Origin of the sequence: Aminobacter sp. J41, from assembly GCF_000526635.1 — a bacterium.
Taxonomy (GTDB): Bacteria; Pseudomonadota; Alphaproteobacteria; order Rhizobiales; family Rhizobiaceae; genus Aerobium.
Map to the genome: position 1 here is coordinate 72,025 of NZ_JAGL01000016.1, position 20,960 is coordinate 92,984.

General features: G+C 63.3%; 25 protein-coding genes. 14 read left to right on the forward strand and 11 right to left on the reverse strand.

Annotation, left to right across the window (positions count from 1 at the left end):
* The first annotated feature begins 64 nt into the window (after window positions 1-64).
* The gene (locus L630_RS22865; protein WP_144701673.1) at window positions 65-256 is read left to right on the forward strand and encodes a hypothetical protein; all 192 of its coding nucleotides are present in this window, start codon (window positions 65-67) and stop codon (window positions 254-256) included.
* A gap of 3 nt (window positions 257-259) precedes the next feature.
* On the opposite strand, the gene L630_RS0112385 is transcribed toward L630_RS22865, so the two are convergent.
* Window positions 260-1,009, reverse strand: coding sequence for an SOS response-associated peptidase (locus tag L630_RS0112385; protein WP_024848572.1), 750 nt, complete (start codon window positions 1,007-1,009; stop codon window positions 260-262).
* A gap of 188 nt (window positions 1,010-1,197) precedes the next feature.
* On the opposite strand from L630_RS0112385, the gene L630_RS0112390 reads away from it, so the two are divergent.
* From L630_RS0112390 to L630_RS0112425, 8 genes are all read left to right on the forward strand, one after another.
* Complete coding sequence (locus L630_RS0112390) at window positions 1,198-1,644, forward strand: NUDIX domain-containing protein (RefSeq protein WP_024848573.1); 447 nt, start codon at window positions 1,198-1,200, stop codon at window positions 1,642-1,644.
* Window positions 1,641-2,018, forward strand: coding sequence for a TIGR02301 family protein (locus tag L630_RS0112395; protein ID WP_024848574.1), 378 nt, complete (start codon window positions 1,641-1,643; stop codon window positions 2,016-2,018). Before L630_RS0112390 ends, L630_RS0112395 begins: the two co-directional genes overlap by 4 nt.
* 143 nt (window positions 2,019-2,161) lie before the next feature.
* Window positions 2,162-2,419, forward strand: coding sequence for a hypothetical protein (locus L630_RS0112400; RefSeq protein WP_024848575.1), 258 nt, complete (start codon window positions 2,162-2,164; stop codon window positions 2,417-2,419).
* Between the two features lie 92 nt (window positions 2,420-2,511).
* Window positions 2,512-3,402: a hypothetical protein gene (locus L630_RS0112405; protein WP_024848576.1), complete on the forward strand. Its 891-nt coding sequence runs from the start codon at window positions 2,512-2,514 to the stop codon at window positions 3,400-3,402.
* Window positions 3,403-3,488: 86 nt separating this feature from the next.
* Complete coding sequence (locus L630_RS0112410) at window positions 3,489-4,361, forward strand: folate-binding protein YgfZ (RefSeq protein WP_024848577.1); 873 nt, start codon at window positions 3,489-3,491, stop codon at window positions 4,359-4,361.
* Complete coding sequence (locus L630_RS0112415) at window positions 4,358-4,969, forward strand: HD family hydrolase (RefSeq protein ID WP_024848578.1); 612 nt, start codon at window positions 4,358-4,360, stop codon at window positions 4,967-4,969. The genes L630_RS0112410 and L630_RS0112415 overlap by 4 nt, the downstream gene beginning before the upstream one ends.
* 91 nt (window positions 4,970-5,060) lie before the next feature.
* Entirely contained in the window at window positions 5,061-5,507 is a 447-nt protein-coding gene (locus L630_RS0112420) for a LysM peptidoglycan-binding domain-containing protein (RefSeq protein WP_024848579.1), read from the forward strand.
* 79 nt (window positions 5,508-5,586) lie between these two features.
* Window positions 5,587-6,822: an MFS transporter gene (locus tag L630_RS0112425; protein WP_024848580.1), complete on the forward strand. Its 1,236-nt coding sequence runs from the start codon at window positions 5,587-5,589 to the stop codon at window positions 6,820-6,822.
* A gap of 5 nt (window positions 6,823-6,827) precedes the next feature.
* Here L630_RS0112425 and recO read toward each other — a convergent pair whose 3' ends face one another.
* Window positions 6,828-7,571, reverse strand: coding sequence for a DNA repair protein RecO (gene recO / locus L630_RS21410; RefSeq protein WP_034330204.1), 744 nt, complete (start codon window positions 7,569-7,571; stop codon window positions 6,828-6,830).
* Window positions 7,572-7,675: 104 nt separating this feature from the next.
* On the opposite strand from recO, the gene L630_RS21415 reads away from it, so the two are divergent.
* A complete protein-coding gene (locus L630_RS21415; protein WP_024848581.1) occupies window positions 7,676-8,140 on the forward strand; it encodes a GNAT family N-acetyltransferase in 465 nt (154 codons plus the stop codon).
* Window positions 8,141-8,143: 3 nt separating this feature from the next.
* Here L630_RS21415 and era read toward each other — a convergent pair whose 3' ends face one another.
* From era to rpoZ, 6 genes are all read right to left on the reverse strand, one after another.
* Complete coding sequence (era, locus tag L630_RS0112440; RefSeq protein WP_034330206.1) at window positions 8,144-9,055, reverse strand: GTPase Era; 912 nt, start codon at window positions 9,053-9,055, stop codon at window positions 8,144-8,146.
* Window positions 9,052-9,768: a ribonuclease III gene (gene rnc / locus L630_RS0112445; RefSeq protein WP_024848583.1), complete on the reverse strand. Its 717-nt coding sequence runs from the start codon at window positions 9,766-9,768 to the stop codon at window positions 9,052-9,054. Before rnc ends, era begins: the two co-directional genes overlap by 4 nt.
* A gap of 4 nt (window positions 9,769-9,772) precedes the next feature.
* Entirely contained in the window at window positions 9,773-10,516 is a 744-nt protein-coding gene (lepB, locus tag L630_RS0112450) for a signal peptidase I (RefSeq protein WP_024848584.1), read from the reverse strand.
* A gap of 71 nt (window positions 10,517-10,587) precedes the next feature.
* Window positions 10,588-10,992 (reverse strand): holo-ACP synthase, encoded by a 405-nt coding sequence (gene acpS, locus L630_RS0112455; RefSeq protein WP_024848585.1) that lies wholly within the window; start codon window positions 10,990-10,992, stop codon window positions 10,588-10,590.
* Window positions 10,993-11,001: 9 nt separating this feature from the next.
* A complete protein-coding gene (locus tag L630_RS0112460) occupies window positions 11,002-13,221 on the reverse strand; it encodes a bifunctional (p)ppGpp synthetase/guanosine-3',5'-bis(diphosphate) 3'-pyrophosphohydrolase (RefSeq protein WP_024848586.1) in 2,220 nt (739 codons plus the stop codon).
* A 110-nt stretch (window positions 13,222-13,331) separates the two neighbouring features.
* Complete coding sequence (gene rpoZ, locus L630_RS0112465) at window positions 13,332-13,718, reverse strand: DNA-directed RNA polymerase subunit omega (RefSeq protein WP_024848587.1); 387 nt, start codon at window positions 13,716-13,718, stop codon at window positions 13,332-13,334.
* A gap of 197 nt (window positions 13,719-13,915) precedes the next feature.
* Between rpoZ and L630_RS0112470 the strand changes: the two genes are divergently transcribed.
* Window positions 13,916-14,500, forward strand: coding sequence for an NYN domain-containing protein (locus L630_RS0112470; RefSeq protein WP_024848588.1), 585 nt, complete (start codon window positions 13,916-13,918; stop codon window positions 14,498-14,500).
* Window positions 14,497-15,162, forward strand: coding sequence for a uracil-DNA glycosylase (locus L630_RS0112475; RefSeq protein ID WP_034330208.1), 666 nt, complete (start codon window positions 14,497-14,499; stop codon window positions 15,160-15,162). Before L630_RS0112470 ends, L630_RS0112475 begins: the two co-directional genes overlap by 4 nt.
* Before the next feature lie 3 nt (window positions 15,163-15,165).
* On the opposite strand, the gene smpB is transcribed toward L630_RS0112475, so the two are convergent.
* Together smpB and dapA are read right to left on the reverse strand one after the other, a co-directional pair.
* Window positions 15,166-15,639, reverse strand: a complete 474-nt coding sequence (smpB, locus tag L630_RS0112480; RefSeq protein WP_024848590.1) for an SsrA-binding protein SmpB — start codon at window positions 15,637-15,639, stop codon at window positions 15,166-15,168.
* 25 nt (window positions 15,640-15,664) lie between these two features.
* The gene (dapA, locus tag L630_RS0112485; protein ID WP_024848591.1) at window positions 15,665-16,546 is read right to left on the reverse strand and encodes a 4-hydroxy-tetrahydrodipicolinate synthase; all 882 of its coding nucleotides are present in this window, start codon (window positions 16,544-16,546) and stop codon (window positions 15,665-15,667) included.
* A gap of 212 nt (window positions 16,547-16,758) precedes the next feature.
* Between dapA and L630_RS0112490 the strand changes: the two genes are divergently transcribed.
* The gene (locus L630_RS0112490; protein ID WP_024848592.1) at window positions 16,759-18,861 is read left to right on the forward strand and encodes a lytic transglycosylase domain-containing protein; all 2,103 of its coding nucleotides are present in this window, start codon (window positions 16,759-16,761) and stop codon (window positions 18,859-18,861) included.
* Between the two features lie 158 nt (window positions 18,862-19,019).
* On the opposite strand, the gene L630_RS0112495 is transcribed toward L630_RS0112490, so the two are convergent.
* Window positions 19,020-20,096 carry a porin gene (locus tag L630_RS0112495; RefSeq protein WP_024848593.1) on the reverse strand — a complete coding sequence of 359 codons (1,077 nt, stop codon included), beginning with the start codon at window positions 20,094-20,096 and terminating at the stop codon, window positions 19,020-19,022.
* Window positions 20,097-20,756: 660 nt separating this feature from the next.
* Between L630_RS0112495 and L630_RS0112500 the strand changes: the two genes are divergently transcribed.
* Window positions 20,757-20,960: transposase (locus L630_RS0112500; protein WP_024848594.1), on the forward strand; the 204-nt coding region annotated here is incomplete at its 3' end.

Sequence of the window (20,960 nt, forward strand, 5' to 3'; positions counted from 1 at the left end):
AAAACGAGGCTTTCCGCATCGACAACGCGCCCGCCCTACGGCGCAAGTGACGGAGCGGCACGACATGGAAAAGCAAACCCCTTTGGAAGCGGAACAAGAACGCGCACAACGCGCCCGCTACGCGGAGCTCACCCAGCACTACGGCGACATCGGCCCGGCCGCGATCCTCGCTGCCCTTGCCTGCTCGCACCGGGAGGAAAAGCAGGAAGCAGGGATCGACAAGATCGGCAAGGCCAGGCGCCGAATTGCGGCCTGAGGCCTAGAACAGGCTGAGCTGGTCGTCGCGCTTCGGCTTCGGTTCCGACGCTGGGGCGACTTCCGGCACACGCTCCTGCAGGTCCGGTCCGACATTGGCGACCTTGTTGACCTTGTCGGAAACCGGAATCGCCTCGAAGAAGTCCGGCTGCACCGGCTTCATGATGTCGGAGACGTCGCGTGGCTCCTGCGTGATGCAGTCGAGCCAGCGCGAATAATCCTCTGGCTGAACCACCACCGGGGCGCGATCGTGAACCTTCGCGATCTCGCCGGAAGCGCCCGTGGTCAGGATTGCACCGGTATCGATCTCCGATCCGCCCGGCTCGGCGTAAGTCTCCACCAGCCCGGCAAAGGCGATCACGCCGCCATGGCGCGGCCTGATCCAATAGGGCTGGGTCTTCTTTCCCGGCAGCTTGCGCCACTCATAGAATCCCGAAGCCGGGATCAACACCCGGCGATGGCGCATTGCCGCCCGGAACGACGCCTTTTCGGCCGCCGTTTCGGAGCGGGCGTTGATGAGCATCGGAAACTCGCGAACGTCCTTGACCCAGGACGGAATAAAACCCCAGCGGACGAGGTAGGCGTGGCGCAGGGGTTGGTTCGAGCCCTGCTCGCGCGTCGGCGCCGGGCCGATCACCATGATCGGCTGCGTTGGCGCGATGTTGTAGCGCGGCGGGAATGCGTCGACGCCGGAGGCGGCGAAGTGTTCCTCCACCACCAACGGATCCTCGATGAGCGCAAACCGGCCGCACATGTCACAATCCCCTTGGCTAGCTGTCCTTGAAACGCCGTGGCGCTCGCCAGAGGTATAGGCTCGTTCGACAGACACAGCCAGTGCATCCCTTCTGTGGCTAGCGCCCGGGAAAGCCGATTCCCTATAGGCTTCGACACAGTGCGGCTGGTAGTCTCGACTCTACTTTGTCTTTCAAGGTGATTTGCCGCTTGTCTTCCGCTGCCCCAGCCGGACCGAACGCATCCCTGCCCATCGAGGCCGTGTCGGTGGCGATTCTGCATGAGGGCCGGTTCCTGCTGGTCAGGCGCGGGCGCGCACCGGCCAAGGGGCTCTATGCCTTTCCGGGCGGGCGCGTCGAGGCCGGCGAAACCCGCGAGCAGGCGGTGATCCGCGAGACGCTGGAGGAAACAGGCGCACAACTCGCCAATGTCGCCCATGTCGTTGACCTCGCGATTCCGGCCGAAAATGATGATCGGATCGAATTCGTGCTGAGCGTCCATTCCGCGAGCTATGCCGGCGGCACGGTTGTTGCCGGAGACGATGCGGATGCCGCCGTCTGGGTCACGGTCGATGAAATGGAGCAACTGCCGCTGGCAGGCTCCGTGCTCGAGATCGCACGGCAGCTCGCGGCCGAGATTAAGACGGCGCAGTCATGATCCGAAAGCTGGGATGCACTGCAACGGCCCTGCTCCTGGCAGCCGCAATCGCCGCACAACCGGTGCGCGCCGCTGACTCGCCGTTCGAGAACCAGTTGCTGCGCCTTGCCGAGATTCTTGGCGCTCTCCACTACCTTCGCAATCTTTGCGGGGAGGAGAGCGTTGAATGGCGCGACCGGATGAATACCCTGCTGGAAGTCGAGAATCCTGACGAATCGCGCCGCGCGAGATTCGTGGCGAGCTTCAACAAGGGCTACCGGAGCTACCAGCAAAGCTATGCGACTTGCACCACTTCGGCCGTCGAAGCGATCAATCGCTACATGCGCGAAGGCGAAGCTCTCACGCGCGACACAGCGACGCGCTTTGGAAATTAACCATAACAGCTATTCATACAGCTTTTGTTAACTTTTACACTAATGTGGCGCGCTCCGCCGCATTTCGTGTGGTAGGGGATTAACGAGACATTAAGAACGCTGCTTCGTCGATTCGAGACGGGCAGCCTGCATGGGTGGATCGAATGGATCAGAGCCTCGCCGACATCGATACATTGATACGTGAAGAGAAGCGTCTGTCGGCTGTCGAAAGTTGCGAAGATGCGTGGGCCGATGGTCTCGCTGCCGGTATCGAGCCCGACATCATGGCTGAAGCGGCCATTTCGACTGCACTGACCGAACTTCTGCAGAGCAGCGGCGAAGCCACTGCCCTGGCCTTGATCGAACGCATGCGCGAGCGCCTGCTTGCCGGCGAGTTCGACCGCAATCTGAGCGTGCACTAACTCCGCAGCGCCACCCGGAGGCGCGGGCGGACCATCTTCCCGCGCATCATTGGGATATGAGCCAGCGGATTTTGGGGAGCAACCGCAGCCCGATGATGAAGACGCTGTCACACCTGCCAGACGCCATCCGGCTGAAAACGGGCGTGGCCGCGCTTGCGCTCGCGCTGCTTTTCCCTGCGGCCTCCCCCTCCTGGGCGCTGAGCGAGCTGCAGCGCGAGGATGTGCCGATCCCCGAGGATGCCGAGGGCGCCAGCGACGAGGACGTCATTCGCGAGCAGCTGCCGCCCCCGGAAGGTGCCGAGCAGGCACCTCCCCGGGCCGCCCCAGATGCTGGTGGTGAAGATCAAGGCGAAGCTGCACCGGATGCCGCGCCGCAGCCCGAAGGCGAGAGGGAAGCACCGGCCGCGCGCCAGCGCCAGATAGGGCCTGTGCCCTTCCCCGACCCGATCGTGATCCCGCAGGACACGCGCAAGCAGGTTGCGGAACCTGAGACACCGGAAGTGGACGACGACGTGCCGGTTCCGGAAGTGCAATACGACGTTTCCAAACTGCCGGAGCCCGTTCGCCGCCTGCGGGAGAAGATCATGGAGGCGTGCCTCACCGGCGACATCGAGCAGTTGCGTCCGCTGCTGCAGACCGGCCCGGATGGAACACAACTGTCGTTCAACCCCGAGCAGGTCGATCCGATCGAGTTCCTGAAGAGCGTGTCCGGTGACGGCGAAGGCCAGGAAATCCTGGCGATTCTCTACGAGGTGCTCGACAGCGGCTACGTCATCGAGGAAATCGAAAACGACCAGATGTACATCTGGCCGTACTTCTACTCCGTTCCCCTCGACACGCTGACGCCAAGGCAGCGCGTCGAGCTGTTCAAGCTGGTGACTGCCGGCGATTACCAGGACATGACGTCCTTCGGCGGCTACATCTTCTACCGCGTCGGCATCACGCCTGACGGCCGCTGGCAGTTCTTCGTCGCCGGCGACTAGCCTGTCCGTTGACCAGGCGGCATGGCTTGCCGCCAGCGCGCCGGGAGCCTACGTAGAGGCCTCACCTGGTAACGGACGGATTCGCGATGCCTACAGTGCATTTACCCGATCGGATTCTTATCCGGCTCGACGGCCCTGACGCGGAGCATTTTCTGCAAAACATCGTCACGACCGATCTCGACCAACTCGCCGCTGGCGAGGCGAAACCGGGCGCGCTGCTGACGCCGCAGGGCAAGGTCCTGTTCGATTTCCTCGTTTCGCGCGACGGCGACACAGCGTTCCTGCTCGAGTGCCGGACCGATATCGCCGACGATTTCCTGCGGCGGCTGATGATGTACCGCATGCGGGCCAAGGTGGAAATTGCGAAGCCGGATCAGCTGGTTGTGCTCGCTTCATGGCAAGCTGATTCAAGCGGTTCAGAAAACGATTCAACGGCAGGCGCTGGCCTTCGCGATCTTCGTTTCCCGGCTGAGCTCGGCGTCTTCCGCGTGTACGCCGCAGAGGCAAAGGGCGACGCAAATATTGAAGCCTATCACCAGCTGCGAATTGAGAACGGGGTTGTCGAAAGCGGCAGCGACTACCAGCTTGGCGATGCCTTCCCGCATGACATCCTGCTCGACCTTTCTGGCGGCGTAGGCGTCCGCAAGGGCTGTTATGTCGGCCAGGAAGTCGTATCGCGCATGCAGCATCGAGGCACCGCGCGCCGGCGCGTCATGCTGGTGAAGGGGCAAGCTCCCCTGCCCTCAAGCGGGACGGAACTCACCGTCAACGGCCGCACCATCGGCACCCTCGGCAGTGTCGCCGGGACGGACGGCCTAGCGATCGTGCGCATCGACCGCGTCAAGGACGCTCTCGATTCCGGCACACCGATCGAGGCCAGCGGCGTCACGGTGACGTTGTCGATCCCGGCATGGGCAGGCTACACACTGCCAGAGTCGGCAACGGGCGATCAGGACTGATGGCAGACAAGGCAGGGGCACCGCCGCGCGCATGGCAACGGATGCTGTCGGGCCGCAGGCTCGATTTGCTCGATCCGTCACCGCTCGACGTAGAGATTTCTGACATCGCGCACGGACTTGCGCGCGTCGCACGCTGGAACGGCCAGACGCAGGGCGAGCACGCTTATTCAGTGGCGCAGCACTCGCTGCTGGTCGAGGACATCTTCTGCCAGATATCGCCGTCCTGCTCGCCATCCGACCGCATGGCGGCACTGCTGCATGACGCGCCCGAATATGTAATTGGTGACATGATTTCGCCGTTCAAGGCGGTCGTCGGTGGCGGGTACAAGGAGGTGGAGCTTCGCCTGCAGCGCGCGATCCACTTGCGCTTCTCGCTCTCGGCCGACCTGCCGGAACGGCTGATGAAAACGATCAAGCGGGCAGACCACATCGCGGCCTGGTTCGAGGCAACGACGCTCGCGCGTTTCACAGAAGCCGAAGCGGCCAAATTCTTCGGTCGCCCGCGCGGGATCACGCACGACAGGCTGCCGCTCGATCCCCTGCCCGCCTCCGTGGTGCAGGATGCGTTCCTCACCCGGTTTTCGGAAATCGACCGTCTTCGACGCTAGCAATCTGCCTCATCAGGCACGACTTATGGTGAAGACGCAGCAAGCGACATTTCGGGCGCTGCGGCCGCCATTCGCATGATAGAGTGCAGCAATGTCCAGGTTTCTTCTCGCTGCCGCGGTCGTCCTCGGCATTTCGGTTCCCGCTGCCCAAGCCGCGTGCCCGGCTCGCGTCGGGGTTGCCTATGGCGACACGCTGCAGTCGATCGCGGCTGCGTGCGGCGTCAATGTCGAGGCGCTGAAGGATATGAATCCGGGCCTGCGTGCCGATACACTGCGCGCCGGGACCTTCATCAACATTCCCCGACCTGTCGTGCGGGTGACGCCGCCAGTCATTGGTCGGCCTTCAATCCAGCCATTCCCGTCGCTGGTGAACCCCTCGCTCGGCGGCGACGGCCATTCGACGGTGATCCTGCCGCCCGAGCAGCCGCCAGTTCCGCAGCAGCATATCCTGCGTGGCTTCGGCAACCAGCCGGGGCAACTGCCGCTCCCGCCCGGACACAGCAACCCGTTCAACAACTTCCCACATCAAGCAAATTGAAGGGTCAACGCGTTCAATTCATTTCCGGTGGCGGGAAAATGCTATTAGCGTGCGGCGATACGCCTGAGGATTCTCTGTCATGGTTACGCACGTTTCTCCCCAGACCACCACGGCACGCCTGCCGTGGCTCATCATCATTTGCGGCTGTCTGATCGCACTTATGACCTTCGGCCCCCGCTCGGCGATGGGCTTCTTCCAGCTGCCGATGCTAGCCGAAAAGGGCTGGGACCGCACGACGTTTGGCCTTGCCATGGCGATCCAGAACCTTGCCTGGGGTCTCGGCACGCCAATCTTCGGCGCACTGGCCGATAAGTACGGAACGTGGCGCGTGCTGGCGCTGTCCGGCATCATGTACGCCAGCGGCCTGATCCTCATGGCCGTGTCGACCTCTCCGACGCTGCTGCACATCGGCGGCGGCGTGCTCGTTGGCCTCGGCGTTGCCTCCGGCTCATTCGGCATCATCCTCGCGGCCTTTGCCCGCAATGTCGCGGCGGAGCAGCGCAGCTTCGTCTTCGGCCTCGGCACGGCGGCCGGCTCCGCTGGCATGTTCCTGTTCGCGCCGCTGAGCCAGGGGCTGATCTCGCAATATGGCTGGTACGACGCGCTGGTCATCATGAGCGCGATGATGCTGGTGATTCCGCTGCTTGCCATACCGCTGCGGGGCAATTCGTCCTCCGGCATCACGCCCATCACCTACAAGCAGACGGCTGGCGAAGCCCTGCGCGAAGCCCTGGGCCATCGCAGCTATCTGCTGCTGACCTCCGGCTTTTTCGTCTGCGGGTTCCAGGTTGCGTTCATCACGGCGCACTTCCCCGCATACATTTCCGACATCGGCATCGACGCAAAGTATGCGGTGATCGCGCTGGCACTGATCGGCTTCTTCAACATCATCGGCTCGCTGGCCGCCGGCTACATCGGCCAGCGCTATTCCAAGCCGATCTTCCTCGCCTGGATCTATCTCGGCCGCTCGATCCTGGTCACCGCCTTCGTGCTGCTGCCGCAGACGCCGGCGACAGTGATCGTCTTCGCGATCATCATGGGCCTGCTGTGGCTGTCGACGGTGCCGCCTACCAATGCGCTGGTCGCGATCATGTTCGGCACCGCGCATCTCGGCATGCTGGGCGGCGTGGTGTTCTTCTCGCACCAGGTCGGCTCATTCCTGGGCGTCTGGCTCGGCGGCTATCTGTACGACCATTTCGGCAGCTATGACGGCGTGTGGTGGCTGGGCGTGGCGCTCGGCGTCTTCGCCGCCTTCGTGCACTGGCCGATCCAGGAGCGGCCGATCGAGCGTCCGATGCTCGCCGCGGCCGAATAACCCTCTTACCTGGCGGCCCTGCTTGCGTAATGGCGACGCAGGGCCGCAAGAAACCCGGCTCGCGCTTCCGGAGCAACGATGCCTCGTGGCTGGTAGACGTGGCGCTCCAGAAAGAAGGCTGTCAGCCGGTAGGCATCTTCCAGTGCTGTTGGATCAGCGTGCAGCCGCGCGCCCCGCTGGAGGAAGGCCGGCAGAGGCAGCATCCTGTCGGCCCACGGCTTTCCGGCTTCGCGAGACACCGCACGACCGCTCTTGGGTGATACATAGGCGAGATCCTCGACCTGCCCCGTGGCGGCGCAGCGCGCGAGGTCGAGGCCGAAGCCGAGCGCTTCCAGAAGCAGTAACTCGAACCGTACAACCAGCTCGCCCGCAACCTCCGGTTCCTCCAGGTGCTCCAGAAGCACCAGCAGCGTGTCGTAGAGGTTCGCGTGCGGGTCGCGTTCCGGCAGCAGCCGCAGATGAGCAGCGAGTGTCTGCAGGCCATAGACGGCGCAGGCACTGTCAAAAAGCCGCGCTGCATGCAGCTCCAGCGGCTCTACCTGAAAAAAGCCAAGATGTTCGTCGAGACGAGCTCTCCAGACGAGGTCGACGCGATTCCCGGGCTGCAGCAGCGGCTGCATCTTGCGCGAGCGGCCTCCCTTCACCATTCCAAGATGACGCCCGCGGGCACGCGTCATCACTTCCAGAATGGCGCTGGTTTCGCCATGCTTTCTCGTGCCCAGAATGATTCCTTCGTCGCGCCATTCCATCGGTGCAGCCTTCCATCAAGGAGCGTACGATTTCAAGGCGAAGCAGGACGCAACCTAAGGCGGCAACCCGTAGTTAAATGGTCGCTCAAGAACCGGAGTAACCAATGACAGGCCCGCAGATCGCGATATCGCCGGAGTCGCCTTACAGCGAGGATGCGCTGCACTGCATCGAGGCGTATTACCGCGAGCTCGATGCGCGGTTCGATGGCGGTTTCCGCCCGCAGGAGGGCGGATATGCCAAGGCGGCGGAACCGGCCAGCTTCCTGATCGTCCGCTACGAGGGCCGTCCTGTCGGCTGCGGTGCGCTACATGTTCTCGACAATCAGACCGGCGAGATCAAGCAGATGTGGATCGCGCCGGAAATGCGCGGCCGGGGGATCGCCCGGCTGCTGCTCGAAGCGCTCGAAGCGGAGGCGCGTGAACTGGAACTTCAACGCGTCCGCCTCGACACCAACCGCTCGCTGACAGAGGCGCAGTCGCTCTACTTCAAAGCAGGCTATGTCGAGATCGAGCGCTACAACGACAACGCCTACGCCGACATGTTCTTCGAGAAGATCCTCGAGGACTGACAATCAGCTTGGGAAGTCGAGCCCCATCTCGCGATAGCGCTCTGGATCGTTGCCCCAGTCCTCGCGCACCTTGACGAACAGGAACAGGTGCACCGGACGCTCCATGATCTCTGTCAGTTCCTTGCGGGACGCCTGACCGATCGCGCGGATGGTCTCGCCCTTGTGGCCGAGCACGATCTTCTTCTGGCTGTCGCGCTCGACATAGATGACCTGCTCGATGCGTACGGAGCCGTCCTTCTTCTCTTCCCATCGCTCAGTTTCGACATGCGACGAGTACGGGATTTCCTGGTGCAGCCGCAGGAACAGTTTTTCGCGCGTGATTTCCGCCGCCAGCTGACGCATCGGCAGGTCGGATACCTCGTCTTCCGGGTAGTACCAGGGGCCTTCCGGCAGCGCCTTGGCCAGATGGTTCAGCAGGTCCTGACAGCCCGAACCGGTCAACGCCGAGATCATGAAGGTCCGCTCAAACGGCACACGCGCGTTGATCTCGGCGGTGAGCTTCAGCAGGTTCTCCGGCTTCACCCGGTCAACCTTGTTCAGGACGAGGATCTTCGGCTGGCGCACGTCGCCGAGGTTTTCAAGCAGCGCTTCCGCATCGCCCTTCAGCCCGCGTTCGGAATCGATCAGCACGAGGACGATGTCGGCATCCTTGGCGCCGCCCCAAGCAGTCGACACCATCGCGCGGTCGAGCCGGCGGCGTGGCGAGAAAATGCCAGGCGTGTCGACGAAGACGATTTGCGCGTCCTCATGGGTGGCAATGCCGCGTACGATCGAACGCGTCGTCTGCACCTTGTGAGTGACGATGGAAACCTTGGTTCCGACGAGTTGGTTGACCAAGGTCGACTTACCAGCGTTCGGCGCACCGATGAGGGCGACGAAGCCCGAGCGTGTCTTTTTTTGTTCTGTCTCGCTCATGCGCGTGACTCCTCTTTCCAGACGCCCTCGCGCACCAGGATGGCAGTTGCTGCAGCCTGTTCGGCCTCGCGTTTAGAACGGCCTGACCCGGTGGCAGGCGCATATCCGGCTACCCTGACCGAAACGTCGAAGACCGGATCGTGATCCGGCCCGTCGCGCCTGTCGACCACGTAGGTCGGCGCGGACTTGGTCATCTGGTGAGCCCATTCCTGCAGTTCCGTCTTGGGATCGCGGCGGGCGGCCGTCGGCGCCTTAGAGCGCTTCTCCCAGTAACGGCGGATGAAGTTGCGGGCCGTCTCCAGCCCTGCCTCGAGATAGATGGCGGCGATCAGCGCTTCCATGACGTCGGCGCGCAGGTTGACGCGCTTGCGGCCGGTAACGGTGCGCAACTCGCTGCCGGCGACGATCAACTCCGAAAGGCCAACCTCGTCGGCGATCTCGGCCAGGGTCTCGGCGTTTACCAGCGCGTTGAGCCGCAGCGATAGCTCGCCTTCCGGCGCATTGGCATTCGCCTCAAACACCATCTGCGCCACGACGAGGCCGAGGACCCGATCGCCCAGGAATTCGAGACGCTGGTAATTGCCGCGCTCGCCGCCCTTGGCGCTCGCATGCGTGAGCGCGCGGCGCAGCAGGTCGCGGTCCTGGAAGGCGTGACCGGTGATCGCCTCGACCTTGCGGACGAGGTCTTCCTCAAACTTTGCCTTGGCCTTCATCGACCTAGCGTACCATGTTGAACAGGCGCGACGCACGCAGTTCGGTCGGCCATCTCCAGATCTCCAGCGGGCTCGCGCCGCCAGCGATCGAGAAGAAGATGATGTTGGCGCGACCTACCAGATTCTCCTCCGGAACGAAGCCGACGGAGAAGCGGCTGTCGGTGGAGTTGTCGCGGTTGTCGCCCATCATGAAGTAGTGGCCCTCCGGGACGACGAACTCCCGCGTGTTGTCGCCGATGCCGTTCGGCGTCAGGTCGAGCGTGTCGTAGGATACGCCGTTCGGCAGCGTCTCGCGCCATACCTCGACCGGACGGTTGACCTCGGTGATATCCGGGTTGTTGATCTCGCCTACCTTCTCGCGGCGCACCGGCTCATCGTTGATGTAGAGCTGGCCGCTGCGCATCTGGATGCGGTCGCCCGGAAGGCCAATGACGCGCTTGATGTAGTCGAGCGACGGGTTCGGCGGGAACTTGAAGACAACGACGTCGCCGCGCTCGGGCTGGCTGCCCCAGATGCGGCCTTCGAACAGGTCCGGCGAGAACGGGAACGAGTGCTTCGAGAAGCCGTAGGCCCACTTGGTGACGAACAGATAGTCGCCTTCAAGGAGGGTTGGCCGCATCGAACCCGACGGGATCGAGAAGGGCTGGAAGAGGAAGGTCCTGATCACCAGCGCAAGCAGCAACGCCTGCACAATCACGCTGATCGTTTCGCCAAGTCCGCCGGATTTCTTCTGCGATGTATCGGCCACGCTCGTTTCGTCCTGTTGTTCGTCGGCGTCCGTCTTAGCCGCTTGCCCGCGCCGGGGCAACGCGGGAAGCGTCAGCGCATCAGTGGCAGCGCTTCGATGATGACGAAAGCCTGCGCCAGAGGGTAATCGTCGGTGATCGTCAGATGCACGACTGCCTCGTGCCCCTCCGGCACCATTTCGGCAAGCCGTTCGGCGGCACCGCCGGTCAGCTTCATGGTGGGCTTGCCTGAAGGCAGATTTACGACGCCCATGTCTCGCCAGAAGACACCGCGCGAAAGGCCTGTGCCCAGCGCCTTGGCGCAGGCCTCCTTGGCGGCGAAGCGCTTGGCGTAGGAGGCGGCGCGCTCCTTGCGGCGCTCCGATTTCGCCCGCTCAACGTCTGTAAAGACGCGTTCAACGAACCGCTCAGGGTGCCGCTCGAGCGTCTGCTCGATGCGGCGGATGTCGATGAGGTCACTGCCGATGCCGATGATCATAGCGCCATCCTAACCGTTGACGCGCCGCACGGCGCTCACGCTCGGGCAATCCTTCAGCTCCCGAATGAGGTTGTTCAGGTGCTTGAGGTCCCACACCTCAAGGTCGAACAGCATCTCGGTGAAGTCGGCTGCGGTTTGCACCATCGACAGGCTGTGGATGTTGGCGTCGTTCGACGCCACCACCTGCGCGATCGCCGCAAGCGACCCTGGCTCGTTTATGGCGGTGACCGTGATCCGCGCCGGGAAGCGCTCCTTCGCTTCCTCGTCCATGTCCCAGCGGACGTCGATCCACCGCTCTGGCTGGTCGTCGAAGGCCGTCAGCGCCGGCGACTGGATCGGATAGATGGTGATGCCCTTGCCGGGCTCGAGGATGCCAACGATGCGGTCGCCCGGCACCGCACCTTCCGGTGCGAACGAGACCGGCAGGTCGCCGCGCACGCCGCGGATAGGTACCGCGCCCCTGTTGTCGCCAGAGTTCTTGCGAGGCGTCTTGAGGCCCGGGATCTGGAACAGCATGCCCGCGGCGTTGCGCAGGTTGAACCAGCCCTCCTCCCGGGGCTTGGCGGAAGCCTGCTCGGGCTTGTGATCCGGGAACACTGCGCGCATCACGTCGACCGACGACAACTCGCCGCGACCGACTGCCGCCAGCACGTCCTCGACGTCCTTGCGGGCAAGACGATGAAGTACCGGCTTGATCTGCTCGCGCGAGAAGGTCTTGCCGGCACGCTCGAAGGCGCGCTCGAGGATGCGCACGCCCAGGCCCGAATACTGCTTGCGGATCGCGTTCTTGGTCGCCCTGCGGATGGCCGAGCGCGCCTTGCCGGTGACGACGATCGATTCCCAGGCAGCCGGCGGGACCTGCGCCTTGGAACGGATGATCTCGACCTCGTCGCCGTTCTTGAGCTCGGTCATCAGCGGCATGACGCGGCCGTTGATCTTTGCACCAACGCAGGTGTCGCCGACGTCGGTATGGACCGCGTAGGCGAAGTCAATCGGGGTTGCGCCGCGCGGCAGCGCGATCAGACGGCCCTTCGGCGTGAAGGCGAACACCTGATCCTGGAACAGCTCGAGCTTGGTGTTCTCGAGGAACTCTTCCGGATTGTCGCCCTCTGCGAGCGCCTGGATCGTCTGGCGCAGCCATGCATAGGCGTTGCTGTCCTTGGACAGCAAGTGGCCGCCGGCGCTCGTGGTCGAGCCATGATCCTTGTAGATGGAGTGCGCGGCAACGCCGTACTCGGCCACCGTGTCCATCTCCTGCGTGCGGATCTGCAGCTCGACGCGCTGGCGCGACGGGCCAACCACGGTCGTATGGATCGAACGGTAATCGTTCTGCTTCGGCGTCGAGATGTAGTCCTTGAAGCGGCCCGGCACCATCGCCCAGGTGGTGTGGATCGCCCCCAGCGTGCGATAGCAGTCGTCCACATTCGCAACGATGACGCGGAAGCCGATCAGGTCCGACAGCTGCTCGAAGGAGATCGCCTTGGTCTCCATCTTGCGGAACACCGACCACGGCTTCTTGCGCCGGCTCTTCACCTCGGCATAGAGCGCGCGCTCGATGAAGAGGTTCGTCAGCGCCTGCTCGACTTCCTCGATGACGTGCTGGTTCCGATCGAAGAATTCGTCGAGGCGTTCGGTGACCGCCTTGTGCGCCTCGGGGTTGATGGTGCGGAAGGCGAGTTCCTCGAGCTCCTCGCGCATGTCCTGCATGCCCATGCGCCCGGCGAGCGGCGCATAGATATCCATCGTCTCCTCGGCGATGCGCAGGCGCTTGTCGGGCCGCATTGCGCCCAGCGTGCGCATGTTGTGCAGCCGGTCCGCGAGCTTGACGAGCAGGACGCGCACGTCCTCGGCAATCGCCAGCAGCAGCTTGCGAAGGTTCTCGGCCTGCTCCGCCTTTTTGGAAACGAGATCAAGCTTCTTGAGCTTGGTCAGCCCCTCAACCAGCTTGCCCATCTCGGGGCCAAACAGCTGGTCGATCTCCTGCCGCGTGGCAGTCGTGTCCTCGATGGTGTCATGAAGGAGCGCGACGGCAATTGTCGCCTCGTCCATGCGCATTTCGGTGAGGATCGCCGCAACCTCCAGCGGATGCGAAAAATATGGGTCGCCCGACGCACGCTTCTGGTGGCCATGCTTCTGCATGGCGTAAACATAAGCTTTGTTCAGAAGCGCCTCGTTGACATCCGGCTTGTAGCGCTGGACGCGCTCCACAAGCTCGTACTGTCGCATCATTGGCGCGTTTCCTATCACTTAAAACAAGACATGCGCCGGGCGGGTGCACGGCGCATGTCTAGATAATCACGAATGCGCCGCCGATAAAGTGGCGAACGCTATGCCAGCGATCAGAAGTCGTCGTTCTTTTCCGGAGCGACGAGGCCTTCGATACCGGCAAGGAGATCTTCCTCGCTCATGCGGTCGAAGACGATGTTCTCTTCCGGAGCGTCGTCAGATTCAGCAGCAACCGGCAGAGCATCCGGAACGTCATTCTCCGGCTCGTCGACCTCGACGTGCTTCTGCAGCGAGTGAATCAGGTCCTCGCGCAGATCCTCGGGCGACAGCGTCTCGTCGGCGATTTCGCGAAGCGCGACGACGGGGTTTTTGTCGTTGTCCCGATCGACAGTGATCGGAGCGCCCTGGCTGATCAGGCGGGCGCGGTGTCCTGCGAGCAGGACGAGCTCGAAGCGATTGTCGACCTTGTCGATGCAATCCTCAACAGTTACGCGGGCCATGCATTGCCCCTTTCTTCGATGGAATGTCGGAGAGTCTGGCGGTCCTTATCGTGAAAAGGCGCGAAAGACAAGCAGGTTGCCCAACGCGCCAGCCTGCACGCACGGGATCGTGTCGCTCACGAAAGCCCACCTCCCCTTGGAAAGTGAATCATATCGCGTTATCTCATTTATATTGGTGACAAACGGATACTTTCAATATGTTCGATCCACGGGAGAAGATTGGACTTTTCATTGATGGCGCCAATCTCTACGCCACATCCCGATCTCTCGGCTTTGATATAGATTATCGCAGATTGCTGACAGCGTTTAAGAGCCGCGGCTACCTCCTGCGCGCCTACTATTATACTGCCCTCGTCGAGGACCAGGAGTACTCGTCGATCCGCCCGCTCATCGACTGGCTGGACTACAACGGCTACAAGGTCGTGACGAAGCCGGCCAAGGAATTCACAGATGCGAGCGGCCGGCGCAAGATCAAGGGCAACATGGACATCGAGCTGGCGGTAGATACGCTTAGCCTTGTCGATGTCATCGACCACTATGTCATCTTCTCGGGCGACGGAGACTTCCGCACGCTGGTCGACGCGCTGCAGCGCAAGGGCCGCAAGGTCTCGATCGTTTCGACGCTTGCCTCCCAGCCGCCGATGATTTCCGACGAACTTCGCCGTCAGGCTGACAACTTCATTGACCTGCTCTCGCTCAAGAACGAAATAGGGCGTGAGCCCGGCGAGCGCCCTGCCCGCCGGCAGGAACCTGAACCCGACTACGACGAAGACGATCTGTGATTCCCGAGAAGCTGTCGGAGCCGCCGCGCGATTGCCCGCTGTGCCCGCGCCTGCACCAATTCATTGCCGAATGGCGAACGCGCGAGCCCGACTGGTTCAACGCGCCCGTGCCGACCTTCTTCTCGCGCGATGGCGATGACAGCGTCCGGCTGCTGATTGTCGGCCTCGCGCCTGGCCTGCGGGGAGCAAACCGCACCGGCCGCCCCTTCACCGGCGACTATGCCGGCGAGCTTCTCTATGCGACGCTGAAGAGCTTCGGCTTCTCTACCGGAGAGTTCCAGGCGCGTCCGGATGACGGCGTCGAGCTGATCGACACAGCGCTGACCAACGCGGTGCGCTGCGTGCCGCCGGAGAACAAGCCGGTCGGCGCGGAGATCAACACCTGCCGCAGCTTCCTGAAGCTGACGATCCAGCGGTTTCGCAACCTGCAGGCCATCGTGACGCTCGGCACCATCGCGCATCAGTCGACCATCCGCGCGCTCGGCGCACGAGTCGGCGATCATCCGTTCAGCCATGGCGGGCGCGCGGATGTCGGCAACATCGCCGTGTTCTCGAGCTATCACTGCTCGCGCTACAACACGAATACCGGCCGGCTGACGGAAGAAATGTTCGTCGACGTGTTCAGGAACGTCGCGGAGTACCTGGCGGCGAAACGCGGCTGAAGATCAGCCGCGCTCCTTGAGCAGCCTGCCCTTTTCGCGATCCCAGTCGCGCCGCTTCTCGGTCTCGCGCTTGTCGTGCAGCTTCTTGCCGCGGGCGATCGCCAGCAGCAGCTTCGCGCGGCCGCGCTCGTTGAAGTAGATCTTCAACGGCACCATCGTCATGCCTTCGCGATCCACGGCCTGCGTCAGCTTGGCAATCTCCCGCTTGTTCAGCAGGAGTTTGCGGCGCCGGCGCGGCTCATGGTTGAAGCGGTTGCCCTGCAGGTATTCAGGCAGGTACGAGTTGATCAGCCAGATCTCGCCGCCTTCGTTGGAGGCGTAGCTTTCCTGGATGTTCGCATGCCCCTCACGCAGAGACTTGACCTCGGTTCCGGTCAGGACAAGCCCAGCCTCGTAGGTGTCGATAATCTCGTAGGAAAATCGCGCCTTGCGATTCTCGGCAACCGTCTTGCCGGTGGGCTTTTTCTCCTTGCTCATGATCTCCGCGCGTGCCTGCCGTGCCTCAATTCAAAAGACCGGCGTGAATCATCGCCGCGTCGATCCGCTCCGCCGTCGAGGTCTCGACGGTCATCAAAGGCGAGCGGACGACGTTCTCCACCTTGCCGAGACGCGACAGCGCATACTTCGCACCCGAGACACCCGGCTCGATGAAGATAGCCTTATGTAGGGGCATCAGACGATCATGCAACTCGAGCGCCTTCTCCTTGTCGCCAGCCAGCGAAGCAGCCTGGAACTCGGCGCAAAGACGCGGCGCGACATTGGACGTGACCGAGATCGCGCCAACACCGCCATGGGCATTGAAGCCGAGCGCAGTCGCATCCTCGCCGGAGAGCTGGATGAAGTCCTTGCCGCAGGTGATGCGCTGTTCGGACACGCGCTCGATCTTGCCGGTCGCATCCTTGACGCCGACGATGTTCTTGAAGTCGTTGGCGAGGCGTCCCATCGTCTCCGGCGTCATGTCGATCACCGAGCGCGGCGGGATGTTGTAGATAATGATGGGCAGCTTCGTCGAACGCGCGATCGCCGCGAAGTGCGCGTAGAGGCCGCGCTGGGTCGGCTTGTTGTAGTAAGGAGTGACGACGAGAACGGCATCCGCGCCTACCTTCTCGGCGTGGCGGACCAGCTCGATGGCCTCGACCGTGTTGTTCGAGCCGGCACCGGCGATGACCGGGACGCGACCGCGGGCAGCCTTCACTGCAAGCTCCACGACCTCGCGATGCTCCTCGTGGCTGAGCGTCGGCGATTCACCCGTGGTGCCAACAGGCACGAGGCCCGAGGTTCCCTCATCGATCTGCCACTCGCACAGCGCGCGGAATGCATCTTTGTCCAGAGCGCCTTCGCGCGTGAACGGCGTGACGAGCGCGGTCAGGGACCCTCTGAACATGATGTGCTCCGAAACTTTCTTGGACGTTGAGCGTGACGATCTTGAGCTGGCTTCATAGTATCGCCCCAAGCGGTCCGCAAGATGGCGCGCGATTGGGTCGATACAATCAGCCGTTCTGCGCTAACCATTCGTTTACGACATCTTCACCGCTTCCGTGCGAGGCTCCTCATGCCCAAACCATTCTCGTACCTTGTCTGGATCAGGGACCTCTCATGAAAGACACGACACGCGCCCGCGCGGCACTCGTGGGACTTGCCTTCCTTACCAGCACCAGTTCCGCCCTGGCTTTCACGAGCCTTCCCGATTCCGGTCCCCTGCCCTTCGACCGGCCCTATAAAGCTGCCGGTCAGCGGCTGATCGACAGCGCCACCACCGGCTCGATCGCCGCGGGTGCTGCGGCGGGGATGATGGCAACTAACATCACCACGCAGGGCAACATCGAGCGCCTGAAGGCGGGTCTCGATGCCCTGTCATCCGGCAACATTGCCAAAGCCCGTGTCGCACGCGACAACCTGCCGTCCAACTCGCTCGACCGCCACATCCTGATGTGGGCGATCGCCACCTCCGGCAGCCCGGACGTTAGCAGTGGCGAGATCGCCGAGGCGGCAAGGTTGCTTGCCGGCTGGCCTGGCATGGCGACGCTGCGCGCCAACTCGGAGCGCGCGCTGTATCGTGAAAATGCTGCACCGCGCACTGTGCTCGAAGCGTTCGGCAACACGCAGCCGCAAACCTATCAGGGAGCAATCGCGCTTGCCCGCGCGCACCTCGCCGTCGGCAACACGGACAAGGCCCGCGCTGTGCTCGGCCGCATGTGGCGCACCGAAAAGCTCGAGGCCAAGGACGAGCAGGCGATCATTCGCGAGTTCGGCCGGGTCATCTCGCCCGCCGACCACCGCTTCCGCGCGGAGCGGATGCTCTATTCCGACCGTGTATCCTCGGCCGAGCGCGTCGCCGCACTTGCCGGCGCGAAGGAACTCGTCGCGGCCTTCGCCGCCGTCACCCGCAACGACAAGAACGCGGCAAAGCTCCTTCAGGCCGTTCCAAAGTCGCAGCGTGGTGCAGCCTACATCTTCGCGCAAGCACGGCACCTTCGCCGCAACGAGCGCTTCAAGGAAGCGGCAAAGGTCATGCTGAGCGCCCCGCGCGAGCCTGCAGCGCTGGTCGATCCGGACGCATGGTGGATCGAGCGTCGCGTGCTTTCCCGCGAACTGCTCGACCATGGCGACCCCGCAACCGCCTACAAGATTGCCGCGGCGCATTCGGCCGAGAGCCCGGCGCAGGCGGTCGACGCCGAGTTCCATGCCGGGTGGTACGCCTTCCGCGGTCTGGGCGACGCGCGCACCGGCGCCAAGCATTTCGCGCGAATCGCGGAGATCGCCGACGGGCCGATCTCGCTGTCACGTGCCTATTACTGGCTGGGCCGCACCGCCGAAGCCGGCGGCCCCGGGAACGCGCGACAGTATTTCGAGCGCGCGGCCCAGTACGGTACGGCTTTCTACGGGCAGCTCGCGGCCGCAAAGCTTAGCCGCAGCGCGATCCCGGCCGCCTACCCTGCCGCGTCTGACGGCGACCGCGCCAATTTCGAGCGCCGGCAAGCCGTGCAGGCAATCAGGCGTCTCGAACAGGCTGGTCATGCCCGTCGGGCCGACAGCCTCTACAAGGCGCTGGCACAGGAGCTGAGCAGCCCCGGAGAACTTGCGCTGCTCGCGGTGATGGCAGAACGCCAGGGCAACCACTATCTCGCCCTCCGGGTCGGCAAGTGGGCCGCCTCACGCGGCCTGCCCGTCGGTGCGCTTGCCCATCCGGTCGGCGCGATTCCGTCCAATGCCAACATTTCGGGTGCCGGCAAGGCCCTCGCCTACGCCATCGCGCGCCAGGAAAGCGAGTTCAACATCTCGGCAAAGTCGGGCGCGGGGGCGCTCGGCCTGCTGCAGCTGATGCCGGGCACCGCTAAGGCAATGGCCAAGAAGGCCGGCATGTCATTTGCGCCCGAGAAGCTGACGCGGGATCCCGCCTACAACGCAACACTCGGCTCGCACTATCTCAATGACCAGCTCGAGCGCTTCAATGGCTCCTATGTGCTGACATTCGCGGGCTACAATGCCGGCCCGCGCCGCGCCAAGGAATGGATCCAGCGCTATGGCGACCCGCGCGGGAAATCGGTCGAGGAAGTGGTGGACTGGATCGAGCGCATCCCGTTCAGCGAGACCCGCTCCTACGTCCAGCGCGTGATGGAGAATTATCAGGTCTACAAGATGCGGCTGACGGGCCAGATGGACATCGCCCGCGACCTCGTGCACGGGCGGCGGTCGTAACGCCGCTGTCACCACATCTTTCAACCCACGCGAAGCGCCCTTTCCCGGGCGCTTTTTCTTTGGGCGGCACCCAAACGCTGTCGCGTCTGCGCCCGGCCCTCAAAAGAAAAACCCGGCGGTTGCCCGCCGGGTTTCCCTAAACCAGTTCTGAGAACCGATTAGAACGAACGCTGGAAGCGCAGACGGCCTTCCCAAGCCTCGACGTCACCACCGCCGAGCAGGTCAGCCTTGGTGTAGCGGACTTCCGGGATGATGTTCAGGCCGGTGACCGGAGCCCAGTCGAGGCCGCCGGTGATCTGCCAAGCGTCGTCGAAGCCGCCAACGCCATCGAACCACTGAACCTGCAGCTTGGCACCGAGGGTGTCGACCAGCTTCGCACGAGCGTAACCGGCAACCGACCACTCGCTGGTCAGGTTCGAGCCGAAGACGCCGTCGACGTAACGAGCGCCGTAGGCGCTGGAAGCGTCGCTGCCGTACTGGACCTGGAGGCCAACGGTGACCGGGTTGAAGGTCAGCTCGCCAGCAACCTTTGCGCCCCACTCGTCAACTTCGTTGTCGTAGCCAGCTGCGCCGACCAGAAGGCCCCAGCCCTGGCTGTAGCGAACGACGGCTTCAACGTTCGGCTCGAACTCGGTGTTGCCGGTGTTCTCGACAGCGCCGAGGGTGAGCGACAGGCCGTTGCCCGGAGCGAAGGTGTAGTAGACGACGCCCGTGTTGGTGTCGTTGTTGTCAGCGTTGTCGCCGCGGGTCTCGAAGATGCCGCCGACGTTCGGGCCGCCCAGGTGAGCAGCGTGGAACGGGGTGTCGGTCTTACCAACGAGGAAGAGGTGCGGGCCGTTCTCGAGCGAGATGTAGGCATGCTCAAGCGCGGTCGAGTTGCCGTCGCCGGAGATGTTGCCGCTACCCCAGTTGAAGAAGACCTGGCCGAACGAACGCAGCGTGCCCCACTCGGTCGACGAACGGGCGTCGAAGGTCGGGGAGAAGCGAGCGAACTTCGAGAAGCGGTAGTCCGGGTCGCCGTCGCGATCGCGGTAGCGCATCTCGTAACGGACGTAGCCGCCGATCTTCAGGCAGGTCTCGGTGCCCGGGATGTAGAAGAAGCCCGTGCCGTAGGTGTCGCAGATGCGGACATATTCCATCGGCTCCGGCTCAGCGACGACGATTGCGTCAGCAGCCTGAGCCGAGCCAGCGACAACAGCTGCCGCCGAGCCGAGAAGAAGGCTCTTGATGTTCATTTCTGACCTCCAGTCAAAGTTACAAAGCGGGTCTGGGTATCTTTTTTCGCTGAAGGACAGCTGTTTCCTGCCCCATCCCCAATCCGAAGAGAACGATTCCGCCCTCTTCGACGGTGAGAATACGCAGGTCCCGGTGCCGATCAACAAAGTTCGACGGCTGGATACCCGGCTACCATATGGTATGAGGTCGGTCTGTGGCAGAAAGGTCACGATTTTTTGGTGGACCTTAACAGAGGCTTAACAGCGGTGCCTCGCCGACGCGGAGAACGCGCCACTTGCCGCGATGTCGCGCCATTCGATCGAAGCGGAAGATTCGCTCCGCAGTCAACTCCACGTGCCTGTGCGCGCATTCAACGGCCACGAGCCTGCAGGGGGGTCTCATCCCGCTTCCGCGTGACTGCAGTCGAGACGTCTCAAGTCTCTACCGTTGATCCGGGAACCAGATGCGCCTCCCTCTACGAGCACGGACCGGATCCTGCCTCTATATAAGAATGGCTCCGAAGGCAGCTGAGCACCTCCTATGGAGAACGACACCGCGCTCAGATAAGCGGATGCGCGGGTGACGTCCCCGGACGTGGTGTAGCTGGGTAGCGCGGCGGTCATCGGCGCTTTCCGGTAGGGTCTGGTTGCGAGACCAACCCCTTTCCGGAAGGAACACCGATGACCGACGACATGATGAACCTGCGCGCGCTGGTGGAGAAGACCCCCGACGCCGATCTCCTGCGCGAGATGATCGGCTTTGCCGCCGAGCGGTTGATGGAGATGGAGGTGGGTGCGGCCACCGGCGCCGCTTATGGCGAGAAGAACCCGCTTCGTCTGGCCCAGCGCAACGGCTATCGCGACCGGGACTGGGAGACGCGGGCC

Bases quoted from the DNA above. Each gene is read 5' to 3' on its own strand.
- L630_RS22865 (WP_144701673.1), top strand. From the start codon at position 65: ATGGAAAAGCAAACCCCTTTGGAAGCGGAACAAGAACGCGCACAACGC.
- L630_RS0112385 (WP_024848572.1), bottom strand. From the start codon at position 1,009: ATGTGCGGCCGGTTTGCGCTCATCGAGGATCCGTTGGTGGTGGAGGAA.
- L630_RS0112395 (WP_024848574.1), top strand. From the start codon at position 1,641: ATGATCCGAAAGCTGGGATGCACTGCAACGGCCCTGCTCCTGGCAGCC.
- L630_RS0112400 (WP_024848575.1), top strand. From the start codon at position 2,162: ATGGATCAGAGCCTCGCCGACATCGATACATTGATACGTGAAGAGAAG.
- L630_RS0112405 (WP_024848576.1), top strand. From the start codon at position 2,512: ATGATGAAGACGCTGTCACACCTGCCAGACGCCATCCGGCTGAAAACG.
- L630_RS0112410 (WP_024848577.1), top strand. From the start codon at position 3,489: ATGCCTACAGTGCATTTACCCGATCGGATTCTTATCCGGCTCGACGGC.
- L630_RS0112420 (WP_024848579.1), top strand. From the start codon at position 5,061: ATGTCCAGGTTTCTTCTCGCTGCCGCGGTCGTCCTCGGCATTTCGGTT.
- L630_RS0112425 (WP_024848580.1), top strand. From the start codon at position 5,587: ATGGTTACGCACGTTTCTCCCCAGACCACCACGGCACGCCTGCCGTGG.
- recO (WP_034330204.1), bottom strand. From the start codon at position 7,571: ATGGAATGGCGCGACGAAGGAATCATTCTGGGCACGAGAAAGCATGGC.
- L630_RS21415 (WP_024848581.1), top strand. From the start codon at position 7,676: ATGACAGGCCCGCAGATCGCGATATCGCCGGAGTCGCCTTACAGCGAG.
- era (WP_034330206.1), bottom strand. From the start codon at position 9,055: ATGAGCGAGACAGAACAAAAAAAGACACGCTCGGGCTTCGTCGCCCTC.
- rnc (WP_024848583.1), bottom strand. From the start codon at position 9,768: ATGAAGGCCAAGGCAAAGTTTGAGGAAGACCTCGTCCGCAAGGTCGAG.
- acpS (WP_024848585.1), bottom strand. From the start codon at position 10,992: ATGATCATCGGCATCGGCAGTGACCTCATCGACATCCGCCGCATCGAG.
- L630_RS0112460 (WP_024848586.1), bottom strand. From the start codon at position 13,221: ATGATGCGACAGTACGAGCTTGTGGAGCGCGTCCAGCGCTACAAGCCG.
- rpoZ (WP_024848587.1), bottom strand. From the start codon at position 13,718: ATGGCCCGCGTAACTGTTGAGGATTGCATCGACAAGGTCGACAATCGC.
- L630_RS0112470 (WP_024848588.1), top strand. From the start codon at position 13,916: ATGTTCGATCCACGGGAGAAGATTGGACTTTTCATTGATGGCGCCAAT.
- smpB (WP_024848590.1), bottom strand. From the start codon at position 15,639: ATGAGCAAGGAGAAAAAGCCCACCGGCAAGACGGTTGCCGAGAATCGC.
- dapA (WP_024848591.1), bottom strand. From the start codon at position 16,546: ATGTTCAGAGGGTCCCTGACCGCGCTCGTCACGCCGTTCACGCGCGAA.
- L630_RS0112490 (WP_024848592.1), top strand. From the start codon at position 16,759: ATGAAAGACACGACACGCGCCCGCGCGGCACTCGTGGGACTTGCCTTC.
- L630_RS0112495 (WP_024848593.1), bottom strand. From the start codon at position 20,096: ATGAACATCAAGAGCCTTCTTCTCGGCTCGGCGGCAGCTGTTGTCGCT.